Annotated in this window: 12 protein-coding genes; 9 read left to right on the forward strand and 3 right to left on the reverse strand. The window is 42.9% G+C overall.

The features are described 5' to 3' along the window. Positions 1–10 precede the first annotated feature (10 nt). The 5 genes from C8D94_RS13440 to C8D94_RS13460 all read left to right on the forward strand — a co-directional run bounded on the left by C8D94_RS13440 (position 11) and on the right by C8D94_RS13460 (position 6,708). Entirely contained in the window at positions 11–2,419 is a 2,409-nt protein-coding gene (locus tag C8D94_RS13440) for a LamG domain-containing protein (RefSeq protein WP_147278554.1), read from the forward strand. 142 nt (positions 2,420–2,561) lie between these two features. After that, entirely contained in the window at positions 2,562–5,348 is a 2,787-nt protein-coding gene (locus C8D94_RS13445; protein WP_115124476.1) for a tail fiber domain-containing protein, read from the forward strand. A gap of 5 nt (positions 5,349–5,353) precedes the next feature. Then, the gene (locus C8D94_RS13450) at positions 5,354–5,713 is read left to right on the forward strand and encodes a hypothetical protein (RefSeq protein WP_147278555.1); all 360 of its coding nucleotides are present in this window, start codon (positions 5,354–5,356) and stop codon (positions 5,711–5,713) included. A 27-nt stretch (positions 5,714–5,740) separates the two neighbouring features. After that, on the forward strand, positions 5,741–6,016 hold the full coding sequence (locus C8D94_RS13455; protein WP_115124478.1) for a hypothetical protein: 276 nt from the start codon (positions 5,741–5,743) through the stop codon (positions 6,014–6,016). Positions 6,017–6,033: 17 nt separating this feature from the next. After that, a complete protein-coding gene (locus C8D94_RS13460; RefSeq protein ID WP_115124479.1) occupies positions 6,034–6,708 on the forward strand; it encodes a TapB family protein in 675 nt (224 codons plus the stop codon). Positions 6,709–6,749: 41 nt separating this feature from the next. On the opposite strand, the gene lipB is transcribed toward C8D94_RS13460, so the two are convergent. Genes lipB through C8D94_RS13475 form a run of 3 tightly spaced genes read right to left on the reverse strand, consistent with a single transcriptional unit; the run spans position 6,750 to position 8,368 of the window. After that, positions 6,750–7,463 (reverse strand): lipoyl(octanoyl) transferase LipB, encoded by a 714-nt coding sequence (gene lipB, locus C8D94_RS13465; RefSeq protein ID WP_115124480.1) that lies wholly within the window; start codon positions 7,461–7,463, stop codon positions 6,750–6,752. Continuing rightward, the gene (locus tag C8D94_RS13470; protein ID WP_115124481.1) at positions 7,464–8,204 is read right to left on the reverse strand and encodes a hypothetical protein; all 741 of its coding nucleotides are present in this window, start codon (positions 8,202–8,204) and stop codon (positions 7,464–7,466) included. It lies immediately after the preceding gene. 5 nt (positions 8,205–8,209) lie between these two features. Beyond that, positions 8,210–8,368: a YqaE/Pmp3 family membrane protein gene (locus C8D94_RS13475; RefSeq protein ID WP_115124482.1), complete on the reverse strand. Its 159-nt coding sequence runs from the start codon at positions 8,366–8,368 to the stop codon at positions 8,210–8,212. 88 nt (positions 8,369–8,456) lie between these two features. Between C8D94_RS13475 and C8D94_RS13480 the strand changes: the two genes are divergently transcribed. The 4 genes from C8D94_RS13480 (at position 8,457) to C8D94_RS13495 (ending at position 12,599) form a co-directional block, all read left to right on the forward strand. Next, a complete protein-coding gene (locus C8D94_RS13480) occupies positions 8,457–9,515 on the forward strand; it encodes a helix-turn-helix transcriptional regulator (protein ID WP_245946327.1) in 1,059 nt (352 codons plus the stop codon). Positions 9,516–9,869: 354 nt separating this feature from the next. Beyond that, positions 9,870–10,289 carry a DUF1573 domain-containing protein gene (locus tag C8D94_RS13485; protein ID WP_245946328.1) on the forward strand — a complete coding sequence of 140 codons (420 nt, stop codon included), beginning with the start codon at positions 9,870–9,872 and terminating at the stop codon, positions 10,287–10,289. 156 nt (positions 10,290–10,445) lie between these two features. After that, positions 10,446–12,137: a lysine--tRNA ligase gene (lysS, locus tag C8D94_RS13490; RefSeq protein ID WP_115124483.1), complete on the forward strand. Its 1,692-nt coding sequence runs from the start codon at positions 10,446–10,448 to the stop codon at positions 12,135–12,137. A gap of 3 nt (positions 12,138–12,140) precedes the next feature. Further along, positions 12,141–12,599 (forward strand): DUF805 domain-containing protein, encoded by a 459-nt coding sequence (locus C8D94_RS13495; protein WP_115124484.1) that lies wholly within the window; start codon positions 12,141–12,143, stop codon positions 12,597–12,599. Positions 12,600–12,625 lie beyond the last annotated feature (26 nt).

A 12,625-nucleotide genomic window follows, 5' to 3' on the forward strand; every position in this document is an offset into this window, starting at 1 on the left:
CTGCGTTGCAATGCTTTGCCTCTTTGTTATAATGGGGTGCGAACAACAAGCTGCTTCCAATAAGGAGCTTTCATCTTTTGTTCCTCAAGATGCCGCTTGGGTACTAAAGGTGGAAAATTGGGACGCTGTACAGAATGAGGCAAAAAACAATGTGCTGCTTTCAGCTTTTCAGAAAGCTTCTATGTATAAAATTCTGAATAAAAAAGGCAATCCCCTCTCCTACCTCACACCCCAAAATGAAAGTGTAATCAGTCTTACAAAACGCAATGATAGCATGTGGGACTATACCGTTGCCACCAAGCAGGATTCCACCGTTTTTTTGCTAGATTCTATTGCCAACAAAAGTGTAGAGACTTTGCAGTACGATGGTTTTTCTCTACAACGAATCACTTTAAACGATGCAAAATTTTTCACAGCCATAAAGGATAGTGTGTTCTTGGCCAGCACCTCCCAAGAGAAATTACAGCAACTTTTAAAAAACGAAACAACTGTTTCAGCAAGTTTCCAAAAAGCCTTCAATGTGCTGAAAAACAACGAACTAACCTCGTTACTGCCCAAACCCACTTATAGCTTTTCTAATAATGAAACCCACACGCTCGCAGACTATTCGGCGTTGGATGTGGTGTTGAGCCCCAACGGCATCTCGGCATCGGGAGTTGCTTTGGTTCAGGACACTTTACCCAGATTGCTTGCAGTCTTTAAAGGACAAGTTGCGCAACAAAACGATCTGGAGAACATCATTCCAGCAAATGCAAAAAGTGCAATTTCGATCACCTTGAGTGATGCTTCCTTGTTCATCTCCAACATACAGAACTATCGTGGTGAATCTTCTGAAATAAAAAATTTGGATCTTCTCGGTTCAGCTAATGAAATTGGCGAAATAATGCTCCCACAAGGAAAAGCCATTGTACTAAAAAGCATAGATACCGACCTTACAAAAGAAGCGTTGGCCGCCTCGCTCACCGAGCTTGAGACCTACAGGGACACACAGCTCTTTCAGTTTAGCGACGGGGAAATTTTCAAAAAGAACTTTAAACCCTTTATACAAACCGATAGTGTTTCGGTTGCTTTCCAACTTGAAAATTTCTTCGTTTTTGCACAAGATAAAGACGTAGCACAAACCGTGATTTCGGCAGTGAAGAACAATACAGTGCTGGCAAAATCACCTATGTTCGAAAATGCTGAATCGCAGATCAGCAATGCCTCATCCTTTTTAACCTATGGAATGAACGATGGTGTTATCGACCTTGTTACCAACGTACTAGAAAGTAACACTATCTCTTTGCAACCTTCCAAGAAAATTGATGGTTTTTCACTGGCTATGCTTCAGTTTAGGTTCGATCGTGATTTTGCACACGTTCACTTTGTGTGTGAGGAAACCAGTAGTGCCGTGGATATTGCGGGAGGTATTTCGGAACAGTTCAGCAAGACAATGGATCAAGCAATTATGGGTGTTCCGCAGTTTTTTAGCAACCATCGTACAGGCACCAAAAATGTAATAGTACAGGATATTGCCAACACCCTCCACTTGCTGTCCAACAACGGGAAGACCCTTTGGACCAAACAACTGGACGACGCAATTTTGGGAGAGATCCACGAGGTGGACATCCTGCGTAACGGCCGCAAGCAAATGGCCTTTACCACCAAGAAAAAATTGTATGTGGTGGACAGGAACGGCAAGGATGTGCGCGGCTTCCCTATTAATTTTAAGGATGAAATCACACAACCGCTTTCGGTTTTCGACTATGACAATAATCGTAAGTACCGTTTTGTAATCGTACAGGGTAAGGAAATATTACTTTACGACAGCCAGGCGAAAATTGTGCGGGGATTCACCTTTAAGAAAACGAAGAGCCCCATCACACTGCCCGTGGAACACATTCGTATGGGAAACAAGGATTATATCTTGATTGCGGAAGAAAACGGCAAGCTGAATATCTTGAGCCGTACCGGAAAAACAAGGGTGCCCGTAAAGAACACCTTTCAGTTTTCGGACATACCGATAACTCGTGAAGGTTCAAATTTTGTGGTAATTGTTGATGGAAACGTAAAGAACACTATCAATTCCCAAGGGAAGGTTACCACACAACCACTCCAGGTAGCGAACAACTACCATTTCACCGTACTGGGAACCACAAAGGCTACACTGGACGACAACCTGTTACGAATCAACGGGAAGCTTGTTGAACTTCCTTTGGGTGTATATACTGCACCCAAGTTGGTTAGCGCCAACAGAAAGACCTATGTTACCGTAACCGAAACCCAAGAAAAAAAGGTGTATCTCTTTCAAAAAAATGGGGATCTGGTAAATGGTTTTCCAGTGTTTGGGGCTTCTCCTGCCTATGTGGAATCTACAAATGGCAATATGTATTTAGTAGCCAAAAGCGGGGACAGAGAAGTAGTCGTTTATAAGTTCTAATAATATCATAGTTATTTTTCTTTAGCCCGATCCCCTCAGAAAGAGGGGTTTACCCCTTTGTTTTCAGTTCAACAGCCCTGGAATTTGCCCATAGGATCCCTTTATTTTGTTTTCAGAAATTTCACATTGAAAACCTCACAAGATGAAGACAAAAATCAGCCTCACATTTATATCGCTTATTCTTTGCGCTACGCTCTCGGCACAAGTAGGTATCGGGACCGTTACGCCAGATCCTTCGGCCATTCTGGATATGGATGCTTCCGATAAAGGAATATTAGTTCCCAGAGTTTCCCTTCCCGATATTACCACGACACAACTTGATGGCACCAATACAGCTGCTGAAGGATTATTGATCTGGAACACCAATGCTTCCACTACGGGAGGCGATGGTGTAGGCTTTTACGCTTTTAACGGAACCTCTTGGGAAAAATTATCGGTTGGAATCTCAGAAGATATAGATTGGTACGAGGAAGGTACTACCAACGGCCCTAACGATATCAACGATAATATCTTTACCAATGGAGCGGTGGGTATTAACACCAATGCAGATGTAACCCGACAACTGAATGTCGCAGCATCCCCCGACGCAAACTATGGAGGGTATTTCAGCAATACCAGTACGCTGGCAGGAACCAAGTATGGTATTCAAAACTACGTAACCACCGGTAATATTGAATTTAAGTACGGAATACGCAACGAAATAGGACAACCAGGAGATGAAGGCCGAAGCGTTGGAACACAAAATATTTTAAACGGAGACTCCTCCACAAATCTTTATGGGACCGACAATACTTTCTTGGGAACCGATGGAGGAACGCAAGTGGGTGAGGTAAACCGATTTCAAGGAACCAGTGATGCAAATGCCTACGGAGATTATAACATTGTAGATTACGAAGGAGTAGGCTTATTGCACGGAAGCTTTACTCAAATGCTAGGATCTGCCGCCAACCAAAAAGTGGCCTATTGGGCAAACATTGCCAACGGAGATGGGCTTCAGGTTGGGTATTACACGGGATACTCTGGCACAGGAAACGGCGGTCAATATGGTGCTTGGTACGTAAATACTTCAGAGGGCACAGGTGCCCATATAGGTGCTCGCAATGACATGGCTGGAATTGGCACGGGGTATCAAGCAGGAGTTTACAATACACTTACCAATACCAGTGACGGAACCCACGACGGTATGCAGAACCGGATCACAGGAGATGGCAATGGCCTGCACCGCGGGGTTTTGAACTTCTTGAACAACAATGGTACAGGACAACATGAAGGAACTACCAATCACCTACTAGGAACAGGCGACGGTCACCAATTGGCCACGCTCAATCTTGTTGACAATACGGGAGATGGTATACACGATGGAGTGAACAACCAGATACGTGGAGATGGCAACGGCTTGCACCGTGGGGTATTAAATTATATTGACAATGATGGGACCGGCCAGCACGAAGGTACCACCAACCATCTTCGTGGCATAGGGGGCGGAATACAGCTGGGGGTGTATTCCATAATAGACAATTCTGGCGATGGCAACCACTGGGGAACCTATAATCAATTGAGCGGCTCCGGGACGGGTGTGCACGAAGGCACGGTAAATTTCCTTTCTGGAGTTGGCACGGGTGTACAGATTGGCACCAGAAATAGATTGACAGGTACAAGCGATACATTTATGTCTGGAACTACCAATGAACTATTGAGCAACGGTAACGGGGAACACCGTGGTGTTTCTCAGGTTTTAAGCGGGACGGGTACTGGTAACCAATCTGGAATGGTAAACTTTATGACCAATACCGGAGGAGGTGAACACCATGGGGTATATGGGCAATTTTCTGGCGATGCAAGCAATTCGTACGGGATGTACAATGTACTTTCAGGAACAGTGGCCAATCGCGCACGTGGGGTGTTCAATGCCTTTTCGGGAACTTCGGGCACACAATCTGGGGTTTACAACACCTTTTCAGCAGGGCAAGCAGCTATGATAGGCTCAGAAAATTATTTTACAAGCGACGGTGGCTCTGGTTACGGAACCTACATGTTTTTTGCAGAAACCAGTAACGCAAACCAATATGGGCACTATGTTACGTATGTTTCTACTTCCGCAGGTACTGGTAACAAATACGGGTATTATGCAAATTACAATGCCGCTACTACTGGAACCCCCATCGGGTTTTATGCGAACGTTCCAAACACAAATGGTTTTGCCGCATTATTGGATGGAGCCGTGGTGGCCAACGATAGTGGCCGTAATGTGGATTTCCGGATTGAGACAGGAAACCGAACCCATACACTATATGCAGATGGAAATAACGATCTCATCAGGTTTGGCACCACAGCTGGAGCAACAGTGAACAATGGCAATGTAGTAAATGGATATACCCTAAGCTATGTGGCCGATTTTGACATGGGCGCTCTTGGAGGCACTACCATTGGTGTTGGCTCTGCTGAATATCTTATGGACGGTGGAAGCAACATTAGTCGAATTAGCGGAACCTTTACCCCCGTGAGCGACAACACAACCGATCTGGGCAGTCCCACCTACCGTTGGGATGATGTATATGCCACCAACGGGGTGATACAAACCAGTGACATTAGATTGAAAACCAACATAGCCCAACTTGATTATGGCTTGGCTGAAATTTTAAAATTGAAACCCATTAGTTACCAATGGAAAGAACAAAAACTTGCAAACGAGGTGAAACTCGGGTTCTCCGCACAAGATTTGCTCGAAGTAATTCCTGAAGTGGTAAAGACACACGATGTAGTATTCAACGAAGATGAAAAAACTACAAAGACTGTTGAAAATGAACGTCTGGGCGTGAACTATAGTGATATCATCCCCGTGCTCACCAAAGCGATACAGGAGCAACAAGACCTGATAAAAAAGCTAGAAATAAGGGTTGAAAACCTAGAGAACCAACTTAAAAGATAAACATCATGAAACATATAACCACCCTAATAGTATTCTTAATCACCCTACAATCAACGTGTCTATTTGCACAGGACACTTCAAAAAAATTGAACCATGAACCAGCTGTAACGATAACCCCGCATGTGGAAAGTGAATTACCTCAGCTTATCATCATGCCCGATACGAAGCCCAAGATATCCAACAATACCGAAGCAACCTTTCATTATAATTTTGAAGGAACATTTCAGGAAGACACAAACGACCCATTACAAAAAAATGTAGTGATAGGGCCAGTGTTACGCGAGCCCTTTATCCAAAAAAAAGAAAAAAGTAAACAAGAGACTTCTGCAGCAACAAAAAAGAAGCTACAACACAACATACCGTAAACAACTTTAATTTATACTAATTTGATTATGAAACATTTGATAATTCTAATTATCTTGCTGTGTACCAGCACGATGCAAGCACAACTATTGGAAAAACTGGGCAAAAGTGCCGAAAGAGCCGCCGAGCGCACCATAGAGAGGCGCGTGGAGAAAGAAACCACAAAATCTACGGACCGGGTATTGGACACCGTGGTGAAAGCGCCCAAAAAGAAACAAAAGAGAAAAAAGAAAAGAAAAGCCCGACGCAATAAAAATGAAGAAATTTATATCATTGGTGGGCCAAAAAAAGATTCTATTCAATAACAAATCAAAACATAAAAATGAAAAAACACATTCTTACGATCGTAACAATAGTACTCATTACATTTTCAGTAAAAAGCCAGAGTTGCAGTGCTTTTTATCCCTTCGAAGAAGGCGCCACTTTTACCATTACCAGTTATAGCAAAAAGGATAAAGTGGTTGGTATTTCAGAATATAGGGTGAGTGAGGTTTCTTCAAATTCAGCAACCATGACCACCAAGCTAAAGGACAAAAATGGCGAAGTATTAAGCGATGGTTCCTATAAAATAAATTGTAACGGCGACGGTATTTCCATGGATGTGGAGTCCCTTTTGAATCCGCAGTTGTTCGAGCAATTCAAGGATTTTGAAACCGATATATCAGGTACGGGAGTCGTATTGCCAAACAACCTTAGCGTTGGACAGGAATTGCCCGATGCCACCATGAGCATGAAAATAAACATGGGCGGCATTAATATGAATATGGACGTAATGATGACCGACAGGAAAGTGGTAGGCAAAGAAAAGGTAACCACCCCAGCCGGAACTTTTGACTGTTATGTAATCACCTACACTTCAGACATCAAAATGGGAATGAACCGCAAGGGCACGGCAAAACAATGGATCGCAAAAGGAGTTGGTATGGTGAAACAGGAAGATTACAATAAAAAAGGAAAAGTGACCAGTAGCAGTCTTCTTACGGCGTACAGCAAATAATAGTGCTTAACCTACTTCCCAAATGCAAAACCGAAGCCTCCCTAAGCTTCGGTTTTTTGCTGTATTCCAGCTTCAAAGAGTTGAGCAAAATGTTTCAGTAGTTTTTGTTTTACCTCAGCAAGATCGATCTGGGGTTTTCCCAGTTCTACGTTAAGGGAAGTCACCGCTTTCCCTCTAATTCCGCAGGGAATCATGTTGTCGAAATACCCCAGGTCTGCATTTACGTTCAATGCAAAACCGTGCATGGTGACCCAACGGCTGGCACGAACTCCCATAGCGCATATTTTTCTGGCAAAGGGGGTGCCCACATCCAACCAAACGCCTGTTTCACCAGGGCTTCTTTCAGCTTTTATGTTGTATTCAGCGAGGGTTAGGATGACCATTTCCTCCAACAACCGGAGATATTTGTGAATATCGGTAAAGAAATTTTCCAGATCCAGGATGGGATAGCCCACGATTTGCCCTGGACCGTGATAGGTAATATCGCCACCACGATTGATTTTATAAAAACTGGCCCCAATTTTTTTTAGATACTCTTCAGAAACGAGCAGGTTTTCAAAATCACCACTTTTCCCTAAGGTATACACATGGGGATGTTCTACAAGCAAAAAATGATTGGGGGTTTGCAGGCCAGCATCTTCTCTTCGGTTCTTGATTTTTATATCAAGTATTTCTTGAAAGAGCGTTTCCTGGTAATCCCACGTTTCCTTGTAGTCCTTGCGACCTAAATCTTCGACCAGCAAATTTTTGTTCATCTATTTTTCTTCTAGGATTATCTCTACGTCCAACTCGTCTGGATCCTTAACGTAGGCAATAAAAGGTTTTTTAATGGTCACTGTTTTTCCATCATCTGAAATTTCAGCCTTAGATACAGATACACTTTTTATTTTTTTGGGGAATGTATATTTAATCGTGTACATAGCTTCCCCCATAAATGCTTCAAGGGATTGTATACTATCCTTCATAGCAGCAAAGGCTTTTTCGTCTTTTATATAGGCATCTCTTGTAAACACATTGTCTTCAAAACTGAACTTTACCCCCGTAGGTTGCTCTTGTGGTTCCTTCTCCTTGGGTTGGGCTTGGTTTCCAGTAGTTGAGATGTTCATCCCTTCGGTTGCATTCATCCCTTCCAAAAGGTTGTTGGCCTCACCTACATTTTTAAAGTCAGTATAAATATCATACTGCATTTTCTGTGCGGCTTGATCCATTACTATGTGCATTTTGTAATTTTCAAGCAATTTCAGCTTTTCTTGTTCTTCCTTTGGGAGCTTTGCGATACTATCCTTTTTTTCATCAAAAATCTCTTTGAAAGAAATTATACTATCCACTTTTACGTCCATTGAGTCGCTAGGCGGCATCATTGCCATCATCTCGCTCATATCCATACTAATTTTCATAGTACCAGAGCCATCTTCGTTAAGCACCATGGTCTCGGTAAATTGGCAACTCACCAAGGTTAGTGCAAGCACCAAGAGCAAACCTATTTTTTTAAACATCACGATCAGTTTTTTGGGTTATTCAAAATAATGAGCGCAGCTATTACGCCCGGGATCCACCCGCAAAGGGTTAAGATAGTTACAATTACGATAGAGCCACAGCCTTTGTCCAACACTGCCAAGGGCGGGAATAAGATGGACAACAAAACACGCCAAATACTCATAAGCACAAAATTACGGATTAAAATTCAGTATATCTGTCGGGTGAAAAATGTTTTGTTACAGTAAAAAGTTGTGGTTATATTCGTTGCAATGAAACGCTTGTGTTTTCTTCTCACCATGTTATTGGCTGTCGCCCCTTTTAAGGCTACGGCACAATATCTTTTTGAAGGAACCGTAGACACCCAATTCATAGAAGGTGAAGTATACCTTTCTATGATAGAGGATTACCGTAAACTCTCCGGCGTATACCACGAGCAAATCATTGCCAAGGTGAAACCAGACAGCTTGGGAAATTTTAGCTTTGCCGGCACCAACCTTCCAGACGAGAATAAAATGTACCGCATACATGCGGATACTTGTAAGGAAACGGACCAGAACCTCTCCCACATCACGGGACACTGTAAGAACAGTGAGGAAATAGTTTTTGTGGCCAACAACACCACGACCCTTGCCCTCCCCTTTTCTTTTGAACAGGAAATGTTCTGCAAGGTGGTCTCAAACAACGAAAAGGCCAAGACTTTTTTAAAGATAGATTCGCTCAAGAACGATATGCGCTTTGCGTTTTCCAATTACAGGAGCGAAGCCAACCGGAAAGTAAATACCGAAAAATGGTTCAGCATCCTTCAAAACTATGGAGAGCAATTGCAGGAACCCCTGGCAGAGCTGTACATTTATTCCTTCCTTAGCGACCGCAGAAGCATCCTGCACAGCTACTATTTAGCCGATTTGAAACAAAATCCCTATTACGATAATTTGTTGGAACGCTTGCAGGAAAGCTACCCAGATACCCAATACACACGCCAATACGAAGCCGAACTGAAGAGCGACCGTTTTTTGATCTCGGAAAATGAGCCAGAGAAATCCTTACCTTGGTGGGCGTACGCTCTTGGCGGCGTTTGCTTGCTATCTATTGTAGGGAATTTTTATTTCTTCGGAAAGGCCAGAAAGCAAAAGGCAATGGCAGAAGGAAAAGCCACCCTTACCCAACAGGAAAACAATGTTCTGGAACTTATCCTCCAACAAAAGAGCAACAAAGAGATCGCTACCGAACTCTTTGTGAGCGTAAGCACCGTGAAGACCCATATTAACAGTATTTATAAAAAACTGGGGGTTTCTTCAAGGAATGAAGTGAAGGCTCTGTATGCTTAAGGGCTATGAGCTATTAGTTTTGAGTGTTATTTTAGGTGCTATGTTGGCTGTAACCTGACGGGTTTCTTGTGGACAATGCGGTGGCAACACGTTAGGTTCGAGCGAAGGAATTTTTAATTCTCAAAGACCTTTCAGGTTTACATCTTTTTAACCCAAATGTAATCATTGTTTTCTCACCCTTCAGGCCACTGCCATTGATGCCCGGTTTCAGTTTCGATTTCGATTTCAGTTTCAATTTCCCCCTAGGTCTAGTCCTTTTTTACAGCGTACTATCGTCTCCTATTCTGCTATGTAATGTTCAGTTTTGAGGAAAGAATGAAACTCATTCCTTTTTAATCTTTAAAACCACGTATTATGAAAATTAATTTGAACACAGTAACAAAAGGAGCCATTGTATGTTTCCTTTTAATCGCAACCGCCCATGTAGGGCATGCACAAATGACCCTCGCCAAAACAGAAGCGAAAGTCGCCATCATCGATTTTGACGTTGAAACCTTAGATTACGGCAAGATCGCCCAAAACAGCGATGGCACAAGAACCATTAGTTTTACCAACACAGGCGATGCACCGCTTGTTATTTCCGAAGTAAAATCGAGCTGTGGTTGTACGGTGCCAACATATTCAAAAGCCCCTATCCTACCCAACGCTACCGGGGAGATTACCGTTAAGTACAACACGTCAAAAGTGGGGGCATTTACAAAAAAGATCACCGTTTTATCCAACGCTACGGAAGCTTCTAAGGTAATTCGTATTAAAGGAGTAGTGGTTAAATAGAATCACCACTGTTTTTTCTCTAAATAGAAGAAAGTCTTTTTCGTATTAAAACGAAAAGGGCTTTTTTGTGTTCGTATATCTGCATATCAAATTTTTAGCATTGAATACAGTTTAAAATTATCAAATAGGCTAATTTTGCACCTTAAATTGAACAAAATGCAACTTTCTGAACTTGAAATCGTACGACGCGAAAAATTGGCCCAACTACGGCAGATGGGCATCAACCCATATCCGGCAGATCTGTTCCCGGTAAATACTACTTCCGCAAAAATAAAACAGAAATTCGAAGCCGGAAAAAAAGTAGTGATCGCTGGTAGATTGATGTCCCGCCGTATCCAAGGAAAAGCAAGTTTTGCCGAGTTGCAGGATGCCGAAGGACGTATACAGGTATATTTCAACAGGGATGAGATTTGCCCGGGCGAAGACAAGACACTGTATAACGATGTGTATAAAAAATTGCTGGACATTGGTGATTTTATAGGTATCGAAGGCGAACTTTTTGAAACCCAAGTAGGCGAGAAAACGGTAATGGTAAAAGATTTTAAATTGCTTTCCAAAGCATTAAAACCATTGCCACAACCCCGTGTAGATGCCGAAGGAAAAGTACACGATGCGTTTACCGATCCCGAACAGCGTTACCGCCAACGGTACGCAGATTTGGTCGTAAATCCATACGTAAAAGAAGTGTTCGTTAAGCGTACAAAACTGTTCAACGCCATGCGCACCTTTTTCAACGAGCGTGGTTATTTTGAGGTGGAAACCCCCATTTTGCAACCCATTCCGGGTGGTGCAGCTGCAAAACCATTTGTCACGCACCACAACAGTTTGGACATCCCGCTGTATATGCGCATCGCAAACGAGCTGTATTTAAAGCGACTTATCGTGGGTGGTTTTGACGGCGTTTACGAATTCTCCAAAAACTTCCGTAACGAGGGGATGGACCGTACCCACAATCCAGAGTTTACCGCTATGGAAATTTATGTGGCCTATAAGGACTACAATTGGATGATGGATTTCTGCGAGCAGCTTTTGGAGTATTGTGCCATCGAGGTGAACGGCACTACCAAAGCTACTTTTGGAGAGCACACCGTAGATTTTAAGGCACCGTACGCCCGTGTTACCATGGCCGAGAGTATCGAGCATTTTACAGGTTTTGACATCACCGGAAAGACCGAGGCCGAAATTAGAAGAGCAGCCCAGGATATGCAGATTGAAGTGGACGAAAGTATGGGCAAAGGAAAGCTCATAGATGAAATTTTTGGTGAAAAGTGTGAAGGGAACTACATCCAACCCACCTTTATAACCGACTATCCCAAAGAGATGAGTCCGCTATGTAAAGAGCACCGCGACAATCCCGAACTCACCGAACGTTTTGAACTGATGGTTTGCGGAAAGGAAATAGCCAATGCCTACAGCGAGCTAAATGACCCAATAGACCAACGCGAGCGTTTCGAGGCCCAATTGAAACTTGCAGACCGTGGTGACGATGAGGCGATGTTCATTGATAACGATTTTATCCGTGCGCTGGAATACGGGATGCCCCCAACATCAGGGATGGGGATTGGGATGGACCGATTGATTATGTACCTCACTAATAATCCGTCCATTCAGGAAGTGCTGTTCTTCCCGCAAATGAAGCCAGAGCGCAAAGCTGTTGCCCTAACCGATGAAGCAAAAGCCATATTGGCGTTGCTTAAAAAGGAAGGCACTATGGAACTTTCCACTTTGAAAGAACAAGCTGGACTCTCCAACAAAAAGTGGGACAAAGCCGTAAAGGAACTGACCAAAAACAAATTAGCAAAAGTGGAGAAGACCGATGAGGGTCTTACCATTCAATATTTAAATTAAAAAATGAACGTATCTAAAAAACCCGAATCACAGTTCAACATATACGACTGGTGGAAAAAAGCCGCCTTCGATAATTTTGCAAACTTTGATGGTCGAGCAAGACGGTCTGAATATTGGTATTTCACTTTGTTCAATGTATTGGTCACGATCGCATTTGTCTTTGTCGCAGTCATATTAGTGGGAGTATCTGGCGCACCAGAGGAGCCGCCTGCTATATTTTACATGTTAATGTTACCGTTCGGGCTTTTTTATTTAATACTCCTGATTCCCAGTATAGCCGTTTCCGTTCGCAGGCTCCACGATACTGATAGATCTGGCTGGTGGTATTTGTTAAATGTAATTCCAATCGTTAATTATGTGGGCAGTATTGTACTGTTGGTTTTTTATTGTACAGAAGGGACACGGGGGGCCAACCAATACGGAAAAGACCCGAAAAACCAAGAGAATGAATTGATGTGGTAAATTATTATTTTTAACAAGAAAACGAC

This window comes from Marinirhabdus gelatinilytica, assembly GCF_003353425.1.
GTDB classification, from domain to species: domain Bacteria; phylum Bacteroidota; class Bacteroidia; order Flavobacteriales; family Flavobacteriaceae; genus Marinirhabdus; species Marinirhabdus gelatinilytica.

What these genes read in the sequence shown, in the direction of transcription:
- C8D94_RS13460 (WP_115124479.1), top strand. Translation starts at nt 6,034, where the DNA reads ATGAAAAAACACATTCTTACGATCGTAACAATAGTACTCATTACATTT.
- C8D94_RS13450 (WP_147278555.1), top strand. Translation starts at nt 5,354, where the DNA reads ATGAAACATATAACCACCCTAATAGTATTCTTAATCACCCTACAATCA.
- C8D94_RS13440 (WP_147278554.1), top strand. Translation starts at nt 11, where the DNA reads ATGCTTTGCCTCTTTGTTATAATGGGGTGCGAACAACAAGCTGCTTCC.
- C8D94_RS13470 (WP_115124481.1), bottom strand. Translation starts at nt 8,204, where the DNA reads ATGTTTAAAAAAATAGGTTTGCTCTTGGTGCTTGCACTAACCTTGGTG.
- C8D94_RS13480 (WP_245946327.1), top strand. Translation starts at nt 8,457, where the DNA reads ATGAAACGCTTGTGTTTTCTTCTCACCATGTTATTGGCTGTCGCCCCT.
- C8D94_RS13495 (WP_115124484.1), top strand. Translation starts at nt 12,141, where the DNA reads ATGAACGTATCTAAAAAACCCGAATCACAGTTCAACATATACGACTGG.
- C8D94_RS13445 (WP_115124476.1), top strand. Translation starts at nt 2,562, where the DNA reads ATGAAGACAAAAATCAGCCTCACATTTATATCGCTTATTCTTTGCGCT.
- lysS (WP_115124483.1), top strand. Translation starts at nt 10,446, where the DNA reads ATGCAACTTTCTGAACTTGAAATCGTACGACGCGAAAAATTGGCCCAA.
- C8D94_RS13455 (WP_115124478.1), top strand. Translation starts at nt 5,741, where the DNA reads ATGAAACATTTGATAATTCTAATTATCTTGCTGTGTACCAGCACGATG.
- C8D94_RS13475 (WP_115124482.1), bottom strand. Translation starts at nt 8,368, where the DNA reads ATGAGTATTTGGCGTGTTTTGTTGTCCATCTTATTCCCGCCCTTGGCA.
- C8D94_RS13485 (WP_245946328.1), top strand. Translation starts at nt 9,870, where the DNA reads ATGAAAATTAATTTGAACACAGTAACAAAAGGAGCCATTGTATGTTTC.
- lipB (WP_115124480.1), bottom strand. Translation starts at nt 7,463, where the DNA reads ATGAACAAAAATTTGCTGGTCGAAGATTTAGGTCGCAAGGACTACAAG.